Raw genomic sequence first — 21252 nt, 5'->3', positions numbered from 1 at the left:
CGGAGTAGTTAGATGGCACACAAGAAAGCTGGCGGATCGTCGCGCAATGGTCGCGACTCCCATTCCAAGCGGCTCGGCGTGAAGAAGTTCGGCGGCGAAGCCGTGATTCCGGGCAACATCATCATTCGTCAGCGTGGCACGACGTGGCATCCCGGCACCAATGTCGGCATTGGCACGGACCACACGCTGTTTGCGCTGGAAGCTGGCGCAGTCACCTTCAACAAAAAAGCCAATGGCCGAACCTACGTATCGGTGAACCCGATGACGAAGGCAGCGGAGTAGCCGGTTCCGCAAGAGAACACCGGCACCCATCTCGGGACCGGTGTCTGGCCAAGCCAGGAAATGGATCAGGGGAGATGGGTTTCCATCTCCCCTTTTTCTTGCCTGGAGGACTGACATGGTTGCCGAAGCGGAAGTGACAGACGACGAAAGTTACGCGATAGATTGCCCGGTCCTGGTCACCGAGCGGCTGGTCATGCAGGCCCCGCGTGAAAGCGACATCGAGCAATTGGTGGCGCTCGCCGATAACCGCCATGTCGCGGAAATGCTGGCCCGCATGCCGCATCCCTATGGCGAGGCCGAGGCACGCGCTTTCCTGGCCATGACGGCATCGCGCCGGGCCGGAATCGCCTATGCGTTGACGCTGGCCGGCACCGAGACCTTCGTCGGCTGTGCCGGGCTCAACACCACGGATCGCGGGCTGGAGCTCGGCTATTGGATCGGCGAGCCGTACTGGAAACGCGGCTACGCGACGGAGGCAGCGCACGCACTGGTCGACCTTGCTTTCCAGAGAACCACGATCCAGGTGCTGCACGCCTCGACGCGGGTGATCAATCCGGCCTCGCGCCGGGTCATCCACAAATGCGGCTTCCAGTATGCCGGCCAGGGCATGCTGAATTCGATCGTTGCCGGCCAGGTGCCGGTCGAGCGCTACCGCCTCGATCGCAAGACCTGGACCAGCCTGCGGAACTGGGTGCATTTTTGATGGATGCGGCTCACGCCATCTCGACCCAGACCGGCAAGTGATCCGAACCGGCCGCTTGCCGGTCGACCCACAGGCGCCTCAGCGATTTGGTAAGCGAGGCGCTGGTGAAGATGTAGTCGATGCGCTTGTGGCGGCTGGCATCGCCCGGCCGCTTGGGGTCGACCCAGGTGACGAGATCGGCGCCGGCCGCGCCGAGGCGCGCGGCGGCATCGACGGCGAGGTCGGCGGTCACCGGCATGCCGAATTCATGGTCAGGCTGGCCGGCGAGTTCGACGTGTTCCGGCGATCCGGCGAGCATGTTGAAGTCGCCCATGACGACGAAGGCTTCGGGACAAGGCAAGTCCGGTAAGCCGATCTCGGCGACGCCGGAGAGCCCACCGCCCTCGAGCGGGTAGTTCAACAGGCGTTCGCGCAGAAAGCGGATCTGGCTCAGGCGTTCGACCGGGCTGCGATGGTCGAGATGAGTGGAATAGAAGCGGACGAAGCCAAGCGGCGTTTCGATCAGCGCCTCCAGCGCGCCGCGCTGGAAGTTCATCGCCTCGAAACTGCGGCTGCGCGGCAAAAGGAGATTGCGCGACAGATGGATCGGCGTTCTCGACAGCACCATGTTGCCGAGCTGGAAGGTGGTCGTGATGGCGCGGCCGTTCTCCAGGCGCGATCCGGCGTCGGCTTCGAAATTGCTGCCGTAGACGGCAAAATAGTCGGGCAGCGCCTCGCCGAGCTCGGCCACCATGTCGCGGCCGCCATTCTTCGGGTTGGCGCGGGTGACCTCCTGCAGCGCGATCACGTCGGCGCCGCGCACCGCATCGGCGATGCGACCGACATCATAGCGGCCGTCGAGGCCGATGCCGTAGTGGATATTGTAAGTTACCAGCTTCATTCCGACATCTCGCGCTTGGAAAGCCGAAGATCGATTTTCGGCAAGGGTCAACCAAATGCTACGCGTCCAGAGATACGCGCGACGTTACAGCAGCAAAAACGGCCCTCGCCCTTCGACCCGCCTTGCTTTAGAGCAATCCCGCAAAGCCAATAGCAGAAACCATACAATCCGATGAAATTTCTCGATCAAGCCAAGGTCTACATCCGCTCCGGCGACGGCGGCGCCGGTTCGGTGTCGTTCCGGCGCGAAAAGTTCATCGAGTTCGGCGGCCCGGACGGCGGCGACGGCGGCCGCGGCGGCGATGTCTGGGTGGAGGCGGTCGACGGACTAAACACGCTGATCGACTATCGCTACCAGCAGCATTTCAAGGCCAAGACCGGGACGCACGGCATGGGCCGCAACATGACCGGCGCCAAGGGTGCCGACGTGACGCTGAAAGTGCCGGCCGGAACACAGGTCTTTGCCGAGGACAATGAGACGCTGATCTGCGATCTGACGGTCGTCGGCCAGCGCTTCCTGTTGGCCAAGGGCGGCAATGGCGGCTTCGGCAACCAGCATTTCAAGACCTCGACCAACCAGGCGCCGCGCCGCGCCAACCCCGGACTACCGGGCGAAGAGCTCAATATCTGGCTCAGGCTGAAGCTGATCGCCGATGCCGGCCTGGTCGGGCTGCCCAATGCCGGCAAGTCGACCTTCCTGGCGGCCGTCACCGCGGCCAAGCCGAAGATCGCCGACTATCCCTTCACCACGCTGCATCCGGGCCTTGGCGTGGCCCGCATCGACGGGCGCGAATTCGTCATTGCCGACATTCCCGGCCTGATCGAAGGCGCGCATGAAGGCGTCGGCATCGGTGACCGCTTTCTCGGCCATGTCGAACGCACGCGCGTCCTTCTGCACCTCGTCTCGGCGCAGGAAGAAAATCCGGGCAAGGCGTACAAGACCGTGCGCGTCGAACTCGACGCCTATGGCAACGGGCTGACCGACAAGGTCGAGATCGTCGCTCTTTCGCAGGTCGACATACTCGATGCCGACGCACGCAAAAAGAAGGCCGCCTCGCTGAAACGCGCCGCCGGCCGCGCGCCGATGCTGCTTTCGGCGGTCACCGGCGAGGGCGTCGAGGCGGTGTTGCGCGCGCTGATGGCTGTGGTGGCGGAGGCGCGCGAAGCTGTCGCTGCGCCGGTCGAGACGCGCTGGAACGCATAGCCATGGCCGCGCAATCGCTGAAAAATTATCGGCGCATTACCGTCAAGATCGGCTCGGCGCTGCTTGTCGACCGCACGACGGGCCTGAAGCGCGACTGGCTGGCCTCGCTTGCCGACGACATCGCCGTGCTGGCCAATGGCGGCGCCGAAATTCTCGTTGTGTCTTCCGGTGCGATTGCACTTGGCCGCACCATCCTTGGCCTCGGCAAGCGGGCGCTGAAGCTCGAGGAGAGCCAGGCGGCGGCCGCCGTCGGGCAGATCGCCTTGGCCGGCGCCTGGTCGGATGCGCTCGGCAAGAATGGTTTGAAATCGGGCCAGATCCTGTTGACGCTCGGCGACACGGAAGAGCGCCGCCGTTATCTCAACGCGCGGGCGACGATCTCGACGCTGCTCAAGATGAAGGCGGTGCCGGTCATCAACGAGAACGATACGGTGGCCACCTCCGAAATCCGTTATGGCGATAACGACCGGCTGGCGGCGCGCGTCGCCACCATGATGGGCGCCGACCTTTTGGTGCTGCTCTCCGACATTGACGGGCTCTACACGGCACCGCCTGCGCGTGACCCGCACGCTCGGTTCATTCCGATCGTCGACCGCATCACCCCCGACATCGAGGCGATGGCGGGTGCCGCCGCTTCGGAATTGTCGCGCGGCGGCATGCGCACCAAGCTCGATGCCGGCAAGATTGCAACCGCCGCCGGCACCGCCATGATCATCACATCAGGCACGCGGCTGTCGCCGCTGCTGGCAATCGAGCGCGGCGAGCGCGCCACCTTCTTCCGGCCGAGCAGCAGCCCGGTCAAAGGTTACAAGACCTGGATCGCCGGGCAGCTCGAACCGGCTGGCCGGCTGACCGTCGATGCCGGCGCCATCGGCGCGCTGCTCTCCGGCAAGTCGCTGCTGCCGGCCGGCGTCAAATTGGTCAGCGGCAATTTTGCGCGTGGCGACACGGTGGCGATCCTGTCGCCCGAGGGCCGCGAGATAGCGCGCGGGCTGGTTGCCTATGATGCCGCCGATGCCGTAAGGATCGCTGGGCTGAAGACGACCGAGATCGAAACCGTGCTCGGCTACGAGGCGCGTTCGGCGATGATCCACCGCGACGACCTTGTGGTGAGCCATGCCGGTGGTGAGCAAGTAGTCGGTGACCAGGTTACATAGCGGAGGATGAGCCATGCTGACGCTGCATGAAAAATCCCGGGATGACACCGTCGCGCTGATGGCCGATATCGGCCGCCGCGCGCATGCCGCGGCCCGACCGCTGGCCATCGCAGCGGCCGAGCGCAAGCACAAGGCGCTGGTCGGCATGGCTCAGGCGATCCTTCGGCATGAGCAGGATATCCTCGACGCCAACGCAATCGACATCAGAAATGGCGAGGAGGCTGGCCTATCGGCAGCGTCGATGGATCGGCTGAAGCTCGATCCCGTCCGCATCCGCGCCATGGCAGACGGCATCAGCGAGATCGCCGAGTTGCGCGACCCAATCGGCGAAATCATTGCTGGATGGGACCGGCCGAACGGGTTGCACATCGAACGGGTGCGCACGCCGCTAGGCGTCATCGGCGTCATCTATGAGAGCCGGCCGAACGTGACCGCCGATGCCGGTGCGCTCTGCCTCAAGGCGGGCAATCCGGTGATCCTGCGCGGCGGCTCGGATTCAGCGAATTCTTCCGCCGCGATCCATGCCTGCCTGGTCGAGGGGCTGAAGGCAGCCGGGCTGCCGGAGGATGCCATACAATTGGTGCCGACCACCGATCGCGCCGCCGTCGGCGAAATGCTGAAAGGGCTTTCCGGCAATCTCGAGGTCATCATTCCGCGCGGCGGCCGCAGCCTGGTCGAGCGTGTGCAGAAGGAGGCGCGGGTGCCGGTCTTCGCCCATCTCGAGGGCATCTGCCATCTCTATATCGACCGATCGGCTGATCTCGACATGGCGGTCAAGATCGCGGTCAATGCCAAGATGCGGCGCACCGGGGTGTGCGGCGCTGCCGAGACGCTGCTGGTCGACCGTGCCGTCGCCGTCACGCACCTGGTGCCGATCCTCGAGGCCCTACGGGCGGCAGGATGCGAGATCCATGCCGATGCCGAGGTGCTGAGGCTTTATGCCGATGCCCAGCCCGCGACCGATGCAGACTGGGTGACCGAATATCTCGACGCGATCATCGCTGTGAAGCTGGTCGACGGCATTGGCGGCGTGATCGAGCATATCGAGACGTTCTCCTCGCATCACACCGAGGCGATCGTCGCCGAGGACGCCACAGCGGTCGACCGGTTCTTCAACGAGGTCGATTCGGCGATCCTTCTGCACAACGCCTCGACCCAGTTTGCCGATGGCGGCGAATTCGGCATGGGCGCCGAAATCGGCATCGCCACCGGCAAGATGCATGCCCGCGGACCGGTCGGCGTCGAGCAACTGACGTCGTTCAAATATCGTGTACGCGGGTCGGGACAGGTGAGGCCTTGAAGCTTTGTGTTCAAAGAACCTGAAGCCTTGCGCCCAGCCACCCCCCTCTGTCCTGCCGGACATCTCCCCCTCAAGGGGGGAGATCAGCTCTCGTTCGCGATTTCGCCAATTGCCGGGCGGGCAGAATTCAAGCTGTCATTGAAGCTGACAATCTCCCCCCTTGAGGGGGAGATGCCCGGCAGGGCAGAGGGGGGTGCCTGACGCATGCTTGCCTTGTCCGAACATGCCATATCCTCCCGTTACCTCAAGATGCCGCATGCCGGGAAAGGCGTGGCGGTCGGGCTGTTTGGCGGTTCGTTCAATCCGCCGCACGCCGGGCATGCGCTGGTCGCCGAGATCGTACTCAGACGCCTTGCTCTCGACCAGCTGTGGTGGATGGTGACGCCCGGCAACCCGCTCAAGAACGCTAGTGAACTTGCGCCGCTGGCCGAGCGGCTGCAGCTGTCTGAAAAGATCGCCAAGAACCCGAAGATCAAGGTCACCGCCTTCGAGGCGGCCCACCACGTCCGCTTCACCGCCGACACGCTGGCGTTGGTCAAGGCGCGTAACCCCGGCGTCGATTTCGTCTGGATCATGGGGGCCGATTCGCTTCGCGACTTCCACCGCTGGCAGCGCTGGCGCCGTATCGTGATGACGTTCCCGATCGCGGTGGTCGACCGGCCAGGTGCGACGCTGTCGTTCCTGTCGTCCGTGGTCGCCAAGACTTTCGACTATGCCCGCGTCGACGAAGGCGACGCACCGCGGCTCGCCCGCATGAACGCGCCGGCCTGGACCTTCATCCACGGCCCGCGTTCGTCGCTGTCGTCGAGCACGATCCGCAATGTGGCAAAGGGCTGAGCGGGCGGAAGGCAAGTCCAGCCATGTCGCATTTGCCGCTGCCTTGACCTGCTTGATGGGCGATCCTCGGTCATGACGATTCTCGAGCGCGACCAGGACAAGAACGGTCTAGGGCAGCCGGCGCCCTCGATCGCCATTGCCAGCATCCTCTTGTCGATGGCGCTGATCGCCGTCGGCAATGGGCTCATGTTCGCCTATATCCCAGTCCGGCTCGGCGCCGAGGGCTTCGATCCGACTTGGGCGGGGCTGATCGTCACCGGCCTTTCGGCTGGCGGCCTCGCTGGCTGCATCCTGACCGGGCCGCTGGTGCGGCGTGTCGGCCATGCCCGCGTGTTCATGGTACTGTCGGCGCTGATCGTGCTGTCCAACGCCGCGGTCGGCGCCGGGCCGCACCCATTGCCATGGATCGCTGCACGGGCGCTCTACGGCTTTGCCATATGCGGCCTGTTCATTGTCGCGCAGAGCTGGCTGAACGATGTCGTCGCAAACGCCATCCGCGGCCGGGTCATGGCTATCTTCTACGTTGCCTATGTCGCCGGACTCGGCGTCGGCTATTCGACGCTGGCGTTGATCGATATCCGCGCGGCCGATGCGCCGCTGATCGGCATTGCCTTCACCGCGCTGTCGATCCTTCCCGTCGGGCTGACGCGGCTCGCGCAGCCACCGGCGCCGCAAGCGGCGTCGGTGGCGCTCGGCCGCGCCTGGCGAATCTCGCCGGTCGGCGTTGCCGGCATGCTTGCCGTCGGCGGCCTGTCGATGACGATTTCGGGTTTTGCGCCAATCCATGCCACCGCCAGAGGCTACAGCCAGGCCGACGTCGCCTTGCTGCTTTCGGCAATGCCGGTCGGCACGCTGATCCTGCAGATTCCCCTCGGCTGGATTTCCGACCGCACCGACCGGCGCTTTGTGCTGATCGCAGCGTCGGCGCTTGCCGCCGCGGCGGGCCTGTTTGCACTGGGTTTCGACGGTGGCGCTCTGGCGACGCTGCTCGTCATCTACGTGGTCTGGGACGGCGCCTCGGAATCGATCTATTCGCTGGCCAGCGCCCATGCTGGCGACCGCGCCGGCAAGGACGACATGGTGGCGCTGTCGAGCTCGCTCTTGTTTGCCTGGTCGCTGTCCGGCTTCGTCGTGCCCGGCATTGTGACCGGGCTTTCCGCCATCTATGGCACGCAGGCCTTCATCTATGTGGCAATCGTCATTGCCGCCGCCTACTGCTTGTTCGTTCTCTGGCGCGTCGGCATGGTGCGGCCCGTGCCCGCCACCGAGACCGGCAGTTTCGCGCCGATGACGGCGCAGGCGCCGTTGCCTGTCGATCTCGCCTTCGCGCCCGAAGATCAGCGCGGGCGCGGAGAGCTTTGAGGGCCATCTGCGGGCTGGCTTCAAATGCTCTATTGCTGCGTGGCTGAGGCCTCCGGCTGCGGCGCTTGCGGCGCCGGCGCCGGAATTGAAAGGCCTTCGGCATCGAACGCCTGCTTGACACTCTTGGTGAGGTCGATCTGGGCGGCGAAGAAATCGGCAGCCGCCGTCCAGTAGCGCAAGGTGATGGCGACAGTGCTGTCCCCGACAGTCGCGACAAAGGCGATCGGCGCCGGCTGCCGCCTGACGCGCCGGTCGGCGGCGGCGACACCGAGCATGGTCTTTTGCGCGAAATCGATGTCGTTCCACGAGCCGATGCTGAGCGTGATGTCGCCGCGGCGCACACCATTGCGGGTGAAATTGCGGACCGGCTGGTTCCACAGGGTCGAGTTAGGTGCAAGCACGTAGACACCTTCGACCGTCCTCAGCGTTGTTGCAAACAGCCCGATCTCCTCGACGGTACCGGATATGGCGCCGACCTCGACATATTCGCCGATGCGGAACGGCCGCAGCGCCAGCAGCATGATGCCAGCGGCAATGTTCTGCAGCGTGCCTTGCAGCGCCAGACCGATGGCCAGGCCGGCGGCACCGATGGCGGCAATGATCGAAGCCGTCTGCACGCCGAACTGGCCGAGAACCATGATCACGACAAGCCCGAGGATGGCGTAGCGGACGACCTGCGAGAAGAAATGGCGGAGCGTTTCGTCGAAGCCGTGAACGTGGCCGAGGCCGGCATAGATCGAACGCTCGGCGAGGCCGGCGACGATGTAGCCGATGACCAGCAGGATGACGGCGCCGACCGCCGAAAGCGAGTAGGAGACGATCAGCGTGCTGAGTTGCGCCAGGCCGGATTGCACGGTGAGGAGGGCGTTCTGAGGATCGATCGGCATGTCGGGATTCCGGTTCGTGGATGAGCCGATAACCGCTGCGGGGCGAGGCGGTTCCGAATTTCTGGCCCGGAAAAGCCGCATATTCGGCCGTTACCGGGCGTCTGCTTGCGAGCGGTGTCTTGAAACTGCAACCTAACTCTGCCTATCTAAGCAGTGTCACCTGATTTGAAAGGTGATTTGGTTGTTCTTGCTGCGAAAGGAAATACACTGAGAACAGCACTGCGGAAGAAGGCCGACATCGTGCCTTCGCCGGCCGGGATCAGCGTAAACGACGCCGTGTCCCGCGCCATCAAGACAGTCCTTGCCAGTCTGGAAGACTCCAAGGCCGAAAACATCGTCTCAATCGACATTCAGGGGAAATCGAGCCTCGGCGACTACATGGTCGTCGCGTCGGGCCGATCGCACCGTCATGTCTCGGCTGTCGCCGATCATCTCCTCAAGGCGCTCAAGGATGCCGGGCTCGGCACGGCGCGCGTCGAGGGGCTGGCTGGCGCCGACTGGGTCCTGATCGATTCGGGCGACATCATCGTCCATGTCTTCCGTCCCGAGGTCCGCGACTTCTACAATCTCGAAAAGATGTGGCAGGCGCCGGATCTTGAGGAAGAGACCCTCCACTGAGCCGTATTCGTCTTGATGCATGTCGTTGTGCGACACGCATCAGCGGCTCTCCGAGGCAGGGATGAAGATTACCGTTCATGCCGTGGGCCGAATGAAAGCCGGCCCCGAGAAGCAGTTGGCCGACCGCTATTTCGAGCGTTTCGCCAAGAGCGGCCCTGCCGTAGGCCTCGAATTCGCCGGGATCGCCGAGATTGCCGAAGGCCGCGCGCAGACGGCCAATGAGCGCCGGCGCGAGGAAGGCCAGAAGCTGCAGACGCACTTGCAACCGGGCACGGCGCTGATGCTGCTGGATGAGCGCGGCAAGAACCTTTCCTCCGAGGATTTCGCCGGCCGCATAAGCTTGCTGCGCGATGGCGGGCGCAAGGCGCTGGTGATCGCCATTGGCGGCGCCGACGGCCATGACCAGTCGCTGCGTGACTTGGCTGATCTGAGGGTGTCGCTCGGCGCTCTGACCTGGCCGCATCAGCTGGTCCGCGTCATGCTGGGCGAGCAGCTTTACAGGGCGGCCACGATCCTTTCCGGCCACCCCTACCATCGTTCATGAAGCCGGTTCGATCAGCGAATTGACGCCAGCCGCCCGGATTTCTGCCCCAATGCTCATCGACAGTTTGGGCTCATAGGGGTTTGCGGATGGCGGCCGGGCTCGAACATGGTTGATGGTTCGTTAACGAAGCCGCGCATAGAGTTGGGCTTCAATGTCTGAAGACTGGAAATCACGAACGGGCTCCTGGCGCGTGCGCTACGGCATCGCAGCGGCGGTGATCGTGGTTTCGCTCGGGATCGCGCGGGCTGAGAACACGCTCGACCTGGCGCCGGACCCGGACCAGAGCCGCGCCGAATACGAAAAGGTATCGAAAGAGATCACGCTGTCGTCCGAGCGGCTGGCCAAGCTCGCCGCCGACATAGCGGCGGTCAAGAAGGACCATGCCTCGATCACCGCGGCACTGATCCAGTCGGCGATGACCGAGCAGAAGCTCGGCCAGGACATCGAGGACATTGGCGGCAAGCTGGAAGGGCTGAAGGCGCAGGAGCAGAAGATACGCGCCTCACTGGCCGCCAGACGTGACGTTCTGGCCGAAGTGCTCGGCGCGCTGCAGCGCATGGGGCTCAATCCGCCGCCGGCGATCCTGGTCAAGCCGGAGGACGCATTGTCGTCGGTGCGCAGCGCCATCCTGCTCGGTGCCGTGGTGCCGGAACTGCGCCAGCAGACCGACATGTTGCTGGCCGATCTCAAAGAGCAGTCGCGGGTGACGGCCTCGATCGAGGCCGAGCGGGCGCGGCTGACGGCAGCGGTCGGCGAGCAGGCGGCGGAAAAAAGGCGGCTCGGCATGCTGCTCGAAGCCAAGCAGAAGCTCGCCGCCGATACGCAAACCGCGCTGGCCGCCGAAAAGCAACGGTCCGCGACGCTGGCGGCCAAGGCCGGCAGCCTGAAAGAGCTGATCGCATCGCTCGAGGCCGACAGGGCCCGCAAGGCGGCGGATGCGGCCAAGGCAGCCGAGCAAAAGACGGTGGACGCCGACAAGGGCCCGGCATCGGCCCCGGCGCCAACGGAACTGGCCTCGCTGCCGGTGCCGGAGAGCAACAGGCTCACCGCTGCTGCGCCGTTTTCCGCGCTTCAAGGGCAGATCGCGCTGCCGGTCACCGGCAGGATCAAGCGGCGCTTCGGGGCCAACGACGGTAACGGCGCGGTGATGCTCGGTGACATGGTTGCGACACAATCGGGAGCCATCGTCACAGCGCCGGCGGATGGAAACGTGCTTTATGCGGGGCCTTTCCGCTCTTACGGTCAACTCTTGATCCTGAATGCGGGTGACGGCTATCATGTCGTCCTAGCGGGGATGAGCAGAATCAGCGTCGCGTCTGGCCAGTCGGTGCTCGCAGGTGAGCCGGTCGGCGCGATGGGAGAGGCCCGGGTGGCGAGCACCTCGGCATCGAAGAATGGAAATGCCACGCCGGAGCTCTATGTCGAGTTCCGCAAGGATGGAAAACCCGTCGATCCGGCCCCATGGTGGGCGGACCGTTTTTCTGGAAGGACGTGAATGATGCGGAAACTGTCGCTTCTGTTTGCCGGTGCGCTGATGGGTGCATCGGCGATGAGCCTGGTCTATGGCGCGCCCGGCTCGACGGCGAAGGCTGCGGGCTCCGAGACCTATAAGCAACTGGCGATCTTCGGCGATATCTTCGAGCGGGTGCGGGCGAATTATGTGACGCCGCCCGACGACAAATCGCTGGTCGAAAATGCCATTAACGGCATGCTGTCCTCGCTCGACCCGCACTCCTCCTACATGAATGCCGAAGAAGCGCAGGACATGCGCGTGCAGACCAAGGGCGAGTTCGGCGGCCTCGGCATCGAGGTCACCATGGAGAACGACCTGGTCAAGGTGATCACGCCGATCGACGATACGCCGGCCGCCAAGGCTGGCGTGCTCGCCGGCGACTATATCGCCAAGATCGACGGCGAGGAGGTTCGCGGCCTGACCCTCAACGACGCCGTCGAGAAGATGCGCGGGCTGGTCAACACACCGATCAAGCTCACCATCCTGCGCCAGGGCGCCGACAAGCCGATCGAACTGACGGTCGTGCGCGACATCATCAAGGTAAAGGCGGTGAAGTTCCGGGTCGAAAACGACATCGGCTACATGAAGATCACCTCCTTTACCGAAAAGACCTATGACGACCTCGAGAATGCCATCGACACCATCAAGAAGCAGGTGCCGAACGACAAGCTCAAGGGTTACGTGCTCGACCTGCGCCTCAATCCGGGCGGTTTGCTCGACCAGGCGGTGAGTGTGTCGGATGCCTTCCTCGACCGTGGCGAGATCGTCTCGACGCGCGGCCGCGATCCGAAGGACGTCACCCGCTTCGACGCGCGGGCCGGCGACGACATCGGCGGCAAGCCGCTGATCGTGCTCGTCAATGGCGGCTCGGCCAGTGCCTCGGAAATCGTTGCCGGCGCGCTGCAGGATCTGCGCCGCGCCACGGTGGTCGGCACGCAGTCCTTCGGCAAGGGTTCGGTGCAGACCATCATTCCGCTTGGCGAGAACGGGGCGCTGCGGTTGACGACGGCGCTCTATTACACACCGTCCGGCAAGTCGATCCAGGGCAAGGGCATCACGCCCGATATCAAGGTTGACCAGCCGCTGCCGGCGGAACTGCAGGGCAGGGACCTGACGCGCGGCGAATCCGACCTCAAGGGCCATATCAAGGGCGCCGACGAAGGCACGACCGGTTCGGGCTCGGCAGCCTATGTGCCGCCGGAACCGAAGGACGATTTGCAGCTCATCTATGCCGAGCAGCTGCTGCGCGGCCAGAAGACCGATCCGGCGTTCCCACCGAATCCGCAGAAGGCCGTGTTGAACCAATAAGGGCAGGCAACCCGGGCCAAACAGGTCTGGCTGCCTGAGCGAAGCGATGCGATGCTGCCGGGGCCGCGAGGCTCCGGCAGTTTGATTCGGGGCCGCGGCCGGCATGCTGCGCGTCCAGTGAAGCGAGGGGACGCGCCGACATTTTGGATTTGCGCCTCCGGAGGTTTCACTTCGGAGATGCGCGCCGGGGGTGCGGGCTTGGCTGATATCGGCAAGGACATAGAACGACCTCTCGGACAGGCGATCCGGGCGCCGCGCCCAGGCAGCAGGATCAGCGCCGGTGCAGTCGCGGCCGCGCTCGTCGTGCTGGCCGTGGTCGGCGTTTCCGGCGCGATCGCCTTGCGCGACAAGCCGTTCCGCAAGCCGCAAGAAGTCGCCGTTTCGACGCCGAAGATGCCGGCAGCGGCGGATCCCGCCGCGGCGCCGGCCAAGGCGACGCCAGCAACGGAAGCGCCAAGCAACGCAAGCGAACAGAAGACGGGCGAACAAACGACAAGCGGGAAGATGGGCGGTCCGCAGATCATCCATGTCCAGACCGAAGAGGGCGACGGTCCGCCCAAGGCGGCCATTGTCATCCGCGACCCTTCGACGATCGGCCAGAACCTCAGGATCGCGCACATTCCCGACAAGGCGCTGATCGAGGCCAGCGAGACCGGTCCGCTGCCGATCCGCGCCGCCGACGGCCGGCGCCCGTTCGATGTCTATGCGCGGCCGTGGTCCGGCGCACGCGGTGCACGCGTGGCGCTCGTCATCGGCGGGCTTGCCGTGTCGCAGACCGGCACGCAGGCAGCCATCGCCAAGCTGCCGGCGGAAGTGACGCTGGCCTTCGCGCCGCAAGGCAACAGCATCGGCCGCTGGATGCAGGTGGCGCGGCAAGGCGGCCATGAGGTCATCATGCAGGTGCCGCTCGAGCCGTTCGACTATCCGAACGTCAACCCCGGCCGTAACACGCTGACCGTGGCAGCGGCGCCGGACGAGAATTTGAAGAATTTACGCTGGGCGCTGTCGCGAACGACCAACTACACCGGCGTCATGAACTATATGGGCGCCCGCTTTTCGGCCGACGCGACGGCGATGGGGCCGTTGATGGCCGAGCTTGGCAAGCGTGGTCTGGCCTATGTCGACGACGGTTCGTCGGCGCGCAGCCTGGCATCCGAATTGGCGCTGAAGGACGGCGTGCCGTTCGTCGGCGGCGATACGGCGATCGACGCGGTGCAGGACCGCGGCGCCATATTGAAGAAACTGGATGGGCTGGAAGCGACGGCACGGGCGAAAGGCTTTGCCGTCGGCATCGGCTCGGCCTTCGACCTGACAGTCGATACCGTGTCGTCCTGGGTGACCGAGGCCAAGAAGCGCGGCATCGAGATCGTGCCGATTTCGGCGGTGGCCATAGATCCGGAAAAAGGCTGACATGGCAAAGAACAAGCTCGTTGACGCCGAGACACTGCCCTACCGGCCCTGCGTAGGGGTGATGGTCCTCAATGGCGATGGCATGGTCTGGGTCGGCCATCGCATTGCCGAGCCGGACAGCGAATTCGCTGGAACCACGCAGCTCTGGCAGATGCCACAGGGCGGCATAGACGATGGCGAGGAGCCGCTGCCCGCGGCGGAGCGCGAGCTTTACGAAGAGACCGGCATGCGCTCGGTGTCGCTGCTGGCCGAGGCGCCGCACTGGATCAAATACGACCTGCCGGCCCATCTGGTCGGCGTCGCCTTCAAGGGACGATATCGCGGCCAAACGCAGAAATGGTTTGCCTTCCGCTTCCACGGTGACGAAAGCGAGATCGAAATCAATCCGCCGCCGGGTGGCCACAAGGCCGAGTTCGACCGGTGGGCGTGGCGGCCGATGCTGGAACTGCCCGGTCTGATCGTGCCGTTCAAGCGCAAGGTCTACGAAGACGTGGTGGCAGCGTTCCGGCACCTGGTGGCGTAGCCGCCGGCCTTCCGCTAAAACAGGTCGGCATGACCGACATCTCCAGCAAATCCCTTCCGCAGACCGTCTCTCTACCGCAGGCCGGCGCCCCGAGTGAGCCGATCAGCGAAGTGGCGGCGGGGGCGATCCTGACCGTCGATCTTGGCGCCGTCCGTGAGAATTACCGGCGGCTGAAGGCGCGTCTGGGCGGCGTCAGCTGTGCCGGAGTGGTCAAGGCCGACGGTTACGGGATTGGCGCGGCGCCGGTGGCGGCGGCGCTGATGGCTGAAGGCTGTGATATTTTCTTCGTCGCGCATTTGGCCGGCGGCGTCTTGCTGCGCAAGGCGCTCGGCTCAGACCCGGCCATCTACGTGCTGAACGGCATTCCGCCAGGTGCGGAACGGGAAGCGGTTGCGGCGGGGCTTTGCACTGTCGTCAACAGCGCCAGCCAACTTGCGGCATGGCGCGAGATGGCCGGGCGGGTGGGCCATAAATTGCCTGCCGCCGTCCAGGTCGACAGCGGCATGTCGCGGCTCGGCATGGCGCCCGAGGAGGTGAAAGCCATCGCGCAGGATCCGCAGGCTTTCGATGGTGTCGAACTGACCTTCGTGATGAGCCATCTCGCCTGCGCCGACGAACCCGAGCAACCGGCCAACGAGCAGCAACGGCTGGAATTCGAACGGCTGCGCCGGATGCTGCCGGGAGCGCCGGCGTCGCTTGCCAATTCATCAGGCATTTTTCTCGGGCAGCGCTATCACTACGACCTCGTTCGTCCGGGTGCCGCTCTCTATGCCATCAATCCGACGCCGGCGAAGGACAACCCGATGCTGCCGGTGGTGCGATTGCAAGCCAAGGTCATCCAGACGCGGATGCTGGAGGCCGGCGCCGGTGTCGGCTACGGCCACACTTTCCACACCAAGGCCCCGCTTGCCGCGGCGACGATTTCGCTCGGCTACGGCGATGGCTGGCATCGACGCGCCGCTTCCGCTGCCTGGTTCGAAAATGTGCGGCTGCCCTTCATCGGCCGGGTTTCGATGGATTCGATCATCCTTGACATTTCCGCATTGCCGCCCGGCAAGCTGAAGGCCGGCGACCTCGTCGAACTGATCGGGCCGTCGTCGCAGACCGTGGACCAGGTAGCCGGCCAGGCCGGCACCATCGGCTATGAGGTCTTGACCAGCCTCGGCCACCGGTTCCACCGGCGCTATGTGAATGGCTAGGACGCAAGCTTGTTGTCCTCACGCATGTCGTTTCCCTCAGCATCGGCACTTGGCGGACGCCGCAGAATCCGGCAGACAGAAGGCGGCGATGATCCCGGACCCGAACCCTGACGAGACGCCGTTGCGGAGAACTAAGCGATGAAGATCTTCGTGCTGGGCGGCGGTGTGATCGGGGTCACCACCGCCTATTTTCTTGCCGAGGCCGGCCATCAGGTGACGGTGATCGACCGCCAGAAAGGCCCGGCGCTGGAAACCAGCTTTGCCAATGCCGGCGAGATCTCGCCCGGCTATGCCTCGCCCTGGGCCGGGCCCGGCGTTCCGCTGAAGGCCGTCAAATGGCTGTTGATGAAGCATGGTCCGCTGGTGGTGCGGCCGGCGCTCGATCCGCATATGTGGATATGGCTGGTCAAGATGCTGCGCAATTGCACGGCTGAACGCTACGCGCTGAACAAGGCGCGCATGGTGCCGCTGGCCGAATACAGCCGCGACACGCTGAAGGCGCTGCGCGAGGCGACCGGCATCGCCTATGACGAGCGCGCCAAGGGTACGCTGCAGCTTTTCCGAACGCAAAAGCAGCTCGATGGCGTCGGCGGCGATGTCGAGGTGCTGAAGACCTATGGCGTCCCTTATGAGGTCCTCGACCCCGACGGCTGCATTGCTGCCGAGCCCGCGCTGGCTGGCGTGCGCGAGAAATTCGTCGGTGGCCTGCGGTTGCCCGGCGACGAAACCGGCGACTGCAAGATGTTCACCGACAGGCTTGCGGAGCTTTGCGCGGCACGCGGCGTCACCTTCGAATACGACACGGAGATACGGCGCGTCGTCAAGAAGCGCGATCGCATCACCAACATCAGCACCAGCAAGGGCTGGATGGTCGCTGACGCCTATGTGATGGCGATGGGCAGCTATTCGGCGCGGTTCATGCGCATGCTGAAGCGGCCCATCCCGGTCTACCCGGTCAAGGGCTATTCGATCACCCTGCCGATCAAGGACGCCGCCGCCGCGCCGGTGTCGACGGTGATGGACGAGAGCTACAAGGTGGCGATCACCCGCCTCGGCGACCGTATCCGGGTCGGCGGCACGGCGGAAATCTCCGGCTTCGACATGCGGCTGCACGAATCGCGGCGCCGCACGCTCGAACATTCGGTCGGCGACCTTTTCGCGGGCGGCGGCGACATGCGGTCGGCCACCTTCTGGTGCGGGCTGCGGCCGATGACGCCGGACGGGCCGCCGCTGATCGGGCGCACCGATTTCTCCAATCTCTATCTCAATACCGGCCACGGCACGCTCGGCTGGACCATGGCCTGCGGCTCGGCCAAGGTTCTGGCCGACATCATCTCCAGCCGGGTGCCAGACATCGACGTCGGCGATCTCGGGCCGGGACGATATGCCAAGTAAGACCCCCAGCAGCTAAGACAGCCAGCGGCCGATAGATCTCACGCGAACAATCCCCGATCCCGTTCGACGGCCTTGGTGATGAAGCTCGCGACGATCTGAACGCGGCGCAGCGGCCTGACCGATTCATGATAGACCAGCCAGTAGGCGCGGCGGATGGGTGCGACGATATCGAGAGGCACCAACTCCGGCATCGAGTGGGCAACGAAGGTGTGCAGTATGCCGATGCCGGCGCCGGAACGCACCGCTTCGGCCTGGCCGAGCGCTGAGGAAATGGCGAAGCTGGTGCGCCAGTCGGCGCTGAATTCGGCCGCGTAGTCGAGCGAGGGACTGACGATCAGGTCCGGCACGTAGCCGATCAGCGTGTGCTGGCCCAGCTCGGCGGCGCTTCCGGGCAGGCCATGCGTGTCGGCGTAGGCCCGCGACGCGAACAGGCCGAGCGTGTAGTCGACCAGCTTTCCCGCCACCAGCCGGCCTTCCGTCGGCCGTTCGACGGTGATGGCAATGTCGGCCTCGCGCCGGGATAACGAGAAGGAGCGCGGTACCGGCACCAGCTGGATGGTGAGTTCACGGTGCAGAGCGGTCAGCGCGCCGAGGCGCCTGGCCAGGAAGGCGACGCCAAAACCGTCCGGCGCGCCGATGCGCACGGTGCCCGAAACGTCGTCGCCTTCGCCTGAAACGGTCGAGCGCGCGGCGATCATGTCGCCCTCCATGCGTTCGGCGATTTCGAGGAAACGTTCGCCTGCTGGCGTCAGCTCGCTGCCGGTGGTAAGCCGGCGAAACAGTTTTGTCCTGAATGCATCCTCGAGGGCGGCAATGCGGCGCGAGACGGTCGCGTGATTGAGCTCCAACCGCCTGGCGGCGCCGAGGATCTGGCCGGCGCGCGCCACGGCAAGGAAGATGCGAACGTCATCCCAGTTCATGGGGATGGTCCGTTTCGATAGAGAGCGCCGTGTTCCCGCCCACCCCCCTCTGGCCTGCCGGCCATCTCCCCCGCAAGGGGGGAGATCGGATGTCCGGTCGGCTTTCGCCAATCTCCAACGTCGCAAAAAGGGCGGTAAGGCCGAAGTCGCCAATCTCCCCCCTTGCGGGGGAGATGTCCGGCAGGACAGAGGGGGGTGTGAAGAAACTCAACTCAGCAATCCAAGCGATAGGAGTACACTCCCTACCATTTGCGCCATTTGATGCACAATCGCGCGCCGCTATCTATTTTCTGCACAACGGTTGCGTTTTCACTCGCGTTGCCATCGCTCCCGCAAAGGCGGACAATGCCTCATCACGAACCAGGGAGAGAGACCATGATCGAATACGGTCATTTCATCGGCGGCAAGCGTGTCGCCGGAACCAGCGGCCGCAAGCAGGACGTCATGCAGCCGATGGACGGCACGGTGCGTGGCACGGTGGCGTTGGCTTCGCAGGCGGAATTGCGCGCAGCGGTCGAAAACGCCAAGGCGGCACAGCCCGGCTGGGCGGCAACCAACCCGCAGCGGCGCGTGCGCGTCCTGATGCGGTTCCTCGAGCTGGTCGCCAAGGAGTATGATGCGCTGGCCGAGATATTGGCGCGCGAACACGGCAAGACCGTCGCCGACGCCAAGGGCGACATCCAGCGTGGCCTCGAAGTGGTCGAGGTCTGCATCGGTGCGCCGCATATGATGAAGGGCGAGTTCACCGATGGCGCCGGCCCCGGCATCGACGTCTATTCGATGCGCCAGCCGCTCGGCGTCGTCGCCGGCATCACGCCGTTCAATTTTCCAGCGATGATCCCGTTGTGGAAGATCGCGCCGGCCATCGCCTGCGGCAATGCCTACATCCTCAAGCCGTCGGAGCGCGATCCGGGCGTGCCGATGCGGATTGCCGAACTGTTCATCGAGGCCGGCCTGCCGGCGGGCATCCTCAATGTCGTCAACGGCGACAAGGAAGTGGTCGACGCCATCCTCGACGATCCCGACATCAAGGCTATCGGTTTCGTCGGCTCGACACCGATCGCCCAGTACATCTATTCGCGCGGCTGCGCGGCCGGCAAGCGCGTGCAGTGCTTCGGCGGCGCCAAGAACCACATGATCATCATGCCCGATGCCGACATGGACCAGACCGTCGACGCGCTGATCGGCGCCGGCTACGGCTCGGCCGGCGAGCGCTGCATGGCGATCTCGGTGGCCGTCCCGGTCGGCAACGACACCGCCAACCGGCTAATGGAAAAACTGGTGCCGCGCGTCGAGAGCCTGAAGGTCGGTCCGTCGACGGATTCTTCCGCCGATTTCGGCCCTCTCATCACGGCGCAGGCGCTGGAGCGGGTCAAATCCTATGTCGACACCGGCGTCAAGGAAGGCGCCAAGCTGGTGGTCGATGGCCGCGGCTTTTCCATGCAGGGCTACGAGAACGGCTACTATATGGGCGGCTGCCTGTTCGACAACGTGACTGCCGACATGCGCATTTACAAGGAAGAGATCTTTGGGCCGGTGCTGTCGGTGGTGCGCGCGCCGACTTACGAAAACGCCATCAAGCTCGCCAACGAGCACGAGATGGGCAATGGCGTCGCCATCTTCACCCGCGACGGCGATGCGGCGCGGGATTTCGCCTCGCGAGTCCAGGTCGGCATGGTCGGCATCAACGTGCCGATCCCGGTGCCGATCGCCTACTATACGTTTGGCGGCTGGAAGGCGTCCTCGTTCGGCGACCTCAACCAGCACGGGCCGGACGCGTTCCGCTTCTACACCAAGACCAAAACGGTGACGTCGCGCTGGCCGTCCGGCGTGAAGGACGGCGCCGAGTTCGTCATCCCGACGATGAATTAGCCGGACGGTTTCCTGTCTGCGCGTCCTCGCTTCGGCTGCGGGCGCGCGGGCCGGCGTGAAGGACGGCGCCGAGTTCGTCATCCCGACGATGAACTAGCCGGACGGTTTCCTGTCTGCGCGTCCTCGCCGTCGGCTGCGGGCGCGCGGACCGGCGTGAAGGACGGCGCCGAGTTCGTCATCCCGACGATGAACTGATCCAAATCGCAGAAAGCAAGAAAAGGCCCGGGCTTGGAGCCCGGGCCTTTTTTGTCGCCGTCTTCATCGGCATGAACACGAATGTGATGGAACCAAGAAGGTAGCAATCCTCTTAGGTTGCAGTCCTGCCGCGAAGGAGGAGCTGGCAGATCAACCAACGGCGCTGGTGACGGCTCCGGGGGATATCGTCCGGCGCAAAGGAGATGTCAGATGACACGTCTCATGGCGATCATAGCTTGCGCGGCAACGGCGGCGCTTTCCGCCATCCCGGCAATGGCTGCCGAGCAATGCGCGGCACGCGCCGATATGGTCAAGGCGCTCGGCGAGAAGTTTCATGAAAACCCGAGCGCGGTTGGCGTCGTCAATCCGAATGTGGTGCTTGAAGTCTTCGTTTCCGACAAGGGCACCTGGACCATCCTCGCCAGCGATACAAAAGGTCAAAGCTGCGTGATTTCAGTCGGCGAAGGCTGGGAGAGCGCGATGACGATAGCGGCGCTGCCCGGTACCTGAAGTAGGCCTTTCCTATTCACCTGGCCGCAGCCTCGGCACGGCAGCCGGGCTGCGGCTTTATTCTCGGCGACCTTAAAACGGATCTCCCCGCGCCCGCTTGAGGCGCGCACGGCTTGCTATTTTTCGATAGCGATACCATATATGGAACATAGCGAGAACATCCAGAATCGTTCCCGCTGGCGGCAGACCGGAACACGGAAAGGAGCGACGCGATGATGACGTCGGAACCGGCCTGGATCGCTCCGGCAAAATGAGGCCGTCAATCACCTCCCTTTGCCGGATCGTGATGGCAAAGGAGGTGCCCTATGGCACGCAAATCGCTGTTAGGATGGGTGAAGACCGTAGCTTTTGCTGGCTTATTCGCGGGGGGTACGAATGCCGCAAGCGCGCAATATCAATACTGCGTTGAACATGGCGACCTTGTCGCCCACCTGGCCGAGAATTTCCAGGAAAGACAGTTTGCTCTCGGACTGATCGGTCAGGAGGCGGTCATGGAAGTTTTTGTCGCCGATAGCGGAAGCTGGACGGTCATCGTGACCGACGTCGCCGGCAGAAGCTGCATTGTCGCAGCCGGCGAAAATTGGGAAAGCGTGGAGGCCCTGCCCGGCCAAAACTCATGAGGGAGCGGGCGGCG

General features: G+C 64.5%; 21 protein-coding genes. 18 read left to right on the top strand and 3 right to left on the bottom strand.

Annotated features, from left to right (window positions below; all coding sequences use genetic code 11):
* Positions 1 to 12 precede the first annotated feature (12 nt).
* Both rpmA and NKH91_RS07635 read left to right on the top strand, forming a co-directional pair.
* A complete protein-coding gene (gene rpmA / locus NKH91_RS07640) occupies positions 13 to 282 on the top strand; it encodes a 50S ribosomal protein L27 (protein WP_023678077.1) in 270 nt (89 codons plus the stop codon).
* A gap of 115 nt (positions 283 to 397) precedes the next feature.
* On the top strand, positions 398 to 985 hold the full coding sequence (locus NKH91_RS07635) for a GNAT family N-acetyltransferase (RefSeq protein ID WP_352845243.1): 588 nt from the start codon (positions 398 to 400) through the stop codon (positions 983 to 985).
* Positions 986 to 995: 10 nt separating this feature from the next.
* On the opposite strand, the gene NKH91_RS07630 is transcribed toward NKH91_RS07635, so the two are convergent.
* Entirely contained in the window at positions 996 to 1865 is an 870-nt protein-coding gene (locus NKH91_RS07630; RefSeq protein ID WP_352588214.1) for an endonuclease/exonuclease/phosphatase family protein, read from the bottom strand.
* A gap of 171 nt (positions 1866 to 2036) precedes the next feature.
* Between NKH91_RS07630 and obgE the strand changes: the two genes are divergently transcribed.
* The 5 genes from obgE to NKH91_RS07605 all read left to right on the top strand — a co-directional run bounded on the left by obgE (position 2037) and on the right by NKH91_RS07605 (position 7724).
* Positions 2037 to 3068, top strand: coding sequence for a GTPase ObgE (gene obgE, locus NKH91_RS07625; protein WP_352845242.1), 1032 nt, complete (start codon positions 2037 to 2039; stop codon positions 3066 to 3068).
* A 2-nt stretch (positions 3069 to 3070) separates the two neighbouring features.
* Positions 3071 to 4225, top strand: coding sequence for a glutamate 5-kinase (gene proB / locus NKH91_RS07620; protein WP_352845241.1), 1155 nt, complete (start codon positions 3071 to 3073; stop codon positions 4223 to 4225).
* 13 nt (positions 4226 to 4238) lie between these two features.
* Positions 4239 to 5525 (top strand): glutamate-5-semialdehyde dehydrogenase, encoded by a 1287-nt coding sequence (locus NKH91_RS07615; RefSeq protein ID WP_352845239.1) that lies wholly within the window; start codon positions 4239 to 4241, stop codon positions 5523 to 5525.
* 249 nt (positions 5526 to 5774) lie between these two features.
* On the top strand, positions 5775 to 6362 hold the full coding sequence (locus NKH91_RS07610; RefSeq protein WP_352845496.1) for a nicotinate-nucleotide adenylyltransferase: 588 nt from the start codon (positions 5775 to 5777) through the stop codon (positions 6360 to 6362).
* A 72-nt stretch (positions 6363 to 6434) separates the two neighbouring features.
* Complete coding sequence (locus tag NKH91_RS07605; RefSeq protein ID WP_023719677.1) at positions 6435 to 7724, top strand: MFS transporter; 1290 nt, start codon at positions 6435 to 6437, stop codon at positions 7722 to 7724.
* Positions 7725 to 7753: 29 nt separating this feature from the next.
* Here the strand turns inward: NKH91_RS07605 and NKH91_RS07600 are convergent, their stop codons facing one another.
* Positions 7754 to 8611: a mechanosensitive ion channel family protein gene (locus NKH91_RS07600; protein WP_023719676.1), complete on the bottom strand. Its 858-nt coding sequence runs from the start codon at positions 8609 to 8611 to the stop codon at positions 7754 to 7756.
* Positions 8612 to 8851: 240 nt separating this feature from the next.
* Between NKH91_RS07600 and rsfS the strand changes: the two genes are divergently transcribed.
* From rsfS to NKH91_RS07560, 8 genes are all read left to right on the top strand, one after another.
* Positions 8852 to 9229 carry a ribosome silencing factor gene (rsfS, locus tag NKH91_RS07595; RefSeq protein ID WP_023678068.1) on the top strand — a complete coding sequence of 126 codons (378 nt, stop codon included), beginning with the start codon at positions 8852 to 8854 and terminating at the stop codon, positions 9227 to 9229.
* Positions 9230 to 9290: 61 nt separating this feature from the next.
* A complete protein-coding gene (rlmH, locus tag NKH91_RS07590; protein WP_352845238.1) occupies positions 9291 to 9773 on the top strand; it encodes a 23S rRNA (pseudouridine(1915)-N(3))-methyltransferase RlmH in 483 nt (160 codons plus the stop codon).
* 151 nt (positions 9774 to 9924) lie between these two features.
* Positions 9925 to 11268, top strand: a complete 1344-nt coding sequence (locus NKH91_RS07585) for a murein hydrolase activator EnvC family protein (protein WP_023719674.1) — start codon at positions 9925 to 9927, stop codon at positions 11266 to 11268.
* Complete coding sequence (locus NKH91_RS07580) at positions 11269 to 12594, top strand: S41 family peptidase (RefSeq protein ID WP_023719673.1); 1326 nt, start codon at positions 11269 to 11271, stop codon at positions 12592 to 12594.
* A gap of 198 nt (positions 12595 to 12792) precedes the next feature.
* A complete protein-coding gene (locus NKH91_RS07575; protein WP_352494139.1) occupies positions 12793 to 14004 on the top strand; it encodes a divergent polysaccharide deacetylase family protein in 1212 nt (403 codons plus the stop codon).
* Position 14005: 1 nt separating this feature from the next.
* A complete protein-coding gene (locus NKH91_RS07570) occupies positions 14006 to 14527 on the top strand; it encodes an RNA pyrophosphohydrolase (protein ID WP_352480951.1) in 522 nt (173 codons plus the stop codon).
* A 29-nt stretch (positions 14528 to 14556) separates the two neighbouring features.
* Positions 14557 to 15726, top strand: a complete 1170-nt coding sequence (alr, locus tag NKH91_RS07565) for an alanine racemase (RefSeq protein ID WP_352883991.1) — start codon at positions 14557 to 14559, stop codon at positions 15724 to 15726.
* Positions 15727 to 15864: 138 nt separating this feature from the next.
* Positions 15865 to 17121 (top strand): D-amino acid dehydrogenase, encoded by a 1257-nt coding sequence (locus tag NKH91_RS07560; protein ID WP_352494141.1) that lies wholly within the window; start codon positions 15865 to 15867, stop codon positions 17119 to 17121.
* A 38-nt stretch (positions 17122 to 17159) separates the two neighbouring features.
* Here the strand turns inward: NKH91_RS07560 and NKH91_RS07555 are convergent, their stop codons facing one another.
* Positions 17160 to 18041 carry a LysR family transcriptional regulator gene (locus NKH91_RS07555; protein WP_352480948.1) on the bottom strand — a complete coding sequence of 294 codons (882 nt, stop codon included), beginning with the start codon at positions 18039 to 18041 and terminating at the stop codon, positions 17160 to 17162.
* A gap of 375 nt (positions 18042 to 18416) precedes the next feature.
* On the opposite strand from NKH91_RS07555, the gene NKH91_RS07550 reads away from it, so the two are divergent.
* The 3 genes from NKH91_RS07550 (at position 18417) to NKH91_RS07540 (ending at position 21238) form a co-directional block, all read left to right on the top strand.
* Complete coding sequence (locus NKH91_RS07550) at positions 18417 to 19913, top strand: CoA-acylating methylmalonate-semialdehyde dehydrogenase (protein ID WP_352845236.1); 1497 nt, start codon at positions 18417 to 18419, stop codon at positions 19911 to 19913.
* 405 nt (positions 19914 to 20318) lie between these two features.
* Entirely contained in the window at positions 20319 to 20618 is a 300-nt protein-coding gene (locus NKH91_RS07545) for a hypothetical protein (RefSeq protein WP_023719666.1), read from the top strand.
* A 305-nt stretch (positions 20619 to 20923) separates the two neighbouring features.
* On the top strand, positions 20924 to 21238 hold the full coding sequence (locus tag NKH91_RS07540; protein WP_352494142.1) for a hypothetical protein: 315 nt from the start codon (positions 20924 to 20926) through the stop codon (positions 21236 to 21238).
* Positions 21239 to 21252: the final 14 nt, after the last annotated feature.

Source organism: Mesorhizobium sp. M0894 (genome assembly GCF_040319725.1).
Lineage (GTDB): Bacteria > Pseudomonadota > Alphaproteobacteria > Rhizobiales > Rhizobiaceae > Mesorhizobium.
The sequence above is the reverse complement of the archived record's forward strand: the minus strand, read 5'-3'. Positions and strand labels throughout refer to the sequence as shown.

Bases quoted from the DNA above. Each gene is read 5' to 3' on its own strand.
- rpmA (WP_023678077.1), top strand. From the start codon at position 13: ATGGCACACAAGAAAGCTGGCGGATCGTCGCGCAATGGTCGCGACTCC.
- NKH91_RS07635 (WP_352845243.1), top strand. From the start codon at position 398: ATGGTTGCCGAAGCGGAAGTGACAGACGACGAAAGTTACGCGATAGAT.
- NKH91_RS07630 (WP_352588214.1), bottom strand. From the start codon at position 1,865: ATGAAGCTGGTAACTTACAATATCCACTACGGCATCGGCCTCGACGGC.
- obgE (WP_352845242.1), top strand. From the start codon at position 2,037: ATGAAATTTCTCGATCAAGCCAAGGTCTACATCCGCTCCGGCGACGGC.
- proB (WP_352845241.1), top strand. From the start codon at position 3,071: ATGGCCGCGCAATCGCTGAAAAATTATCGGCGCATTACCGTCAAGATC.
- NKH91_RS07615 (WP_352845239.1), top strand. From the start codon at position 4,239: ATGCTGACGCTGCATGAAAAATCCCGGGATGACACCGTCGCGCTGATG.
- NKH91_RS07610 (WP_352845496.1), top strand. From the start codon at position 5,775: ATGCCGCATGCCGGGAAAGGCGTGGCGGTCGGGCTGTTTGGCGGTTCG.
- NKH91_RS07605 (WP_023719677.1), top strand. From the start codon at position 6,435: ATGACGATTCTCGAGCGCGACCAGGACAAGAACGGTCTAGGGCAGCCG.
- NKH91_RS07600 (WP_023719676.1), bottom strand. From the start codon at position 8,611: ATGCCGATCGATCCTCAGAACGCCCTCCTCACCGTGCAATCCGGCCTG.
- rlmH (WP_352845238.1), top strand. From the start codon at position 9,291: ATGAAGATTACCGTTCATGCCGTGGGCCGAATGAAAGCCGGCCCCGAG.
- NKH91_RS07585 (WP_023719674.1), top strand. From the start codon at position 9,925: ATGTCTGAAGACTGGAAATCACGAACGGGCTCCTGGCGCGTGCGCTAC.
- NKH91_RS07580 (WP_023719673.1), top strand. From the start codon at position 11,269: ATGATGCGGAAACTGTCGCTTCTGTTTGCCGGTGCGCTGATGGGTGCA.
- NKH91_RS07570 (WP_352480951.1), top strand. From the start codon at position 14,006: ATGGCAAAGAACAAGCTCGTTGACGCCGAGACACTGCCCTACCGGCCC.
- alr (WP_352883991.1), top strand. From the start codon at position 14,557: ATGACCGACATCTCCAGCAAATCCCTTCCGCAGACCGTCTCTCTACCG.
- NKH91_RS07560 (WP_352494141.1), top strand. From the start codon at position 15,865: ATGAAGATCTTCGTGCTGGGCGGCGGTGTGATCGGGGTCACCACCGCC.
- NKH91_RS07555 (WP_352480948.1), bottom strand. From the start codon at position 18,041: ATGAACTGGGATGACGTTCGCATCTTCCTTGCCGTGGCGCGCGCCGGC.
- NKH91_RS07550 (WP_352845236.1), top strand. From the start codon at position 18,417: ATGATCGAATACGGTCATTTCATCGGCGGCAAGCGTGTCGCCGGAACC.
- NKH91_RS07545 (WP_023719666.1), top strand. From the start codon at position 20,319: ATGACACGTCTCATGGCGATCATAGCTTGCGCGGCAACGGCGGCGCTT.
- NKH91_RS07540 (WP_352494142.1), top strand. From the start codon at position 20,924: ATGGCACGCAAATCGCTGTTAGGATGGGTGAAGACCGTAGCTTTTGCT.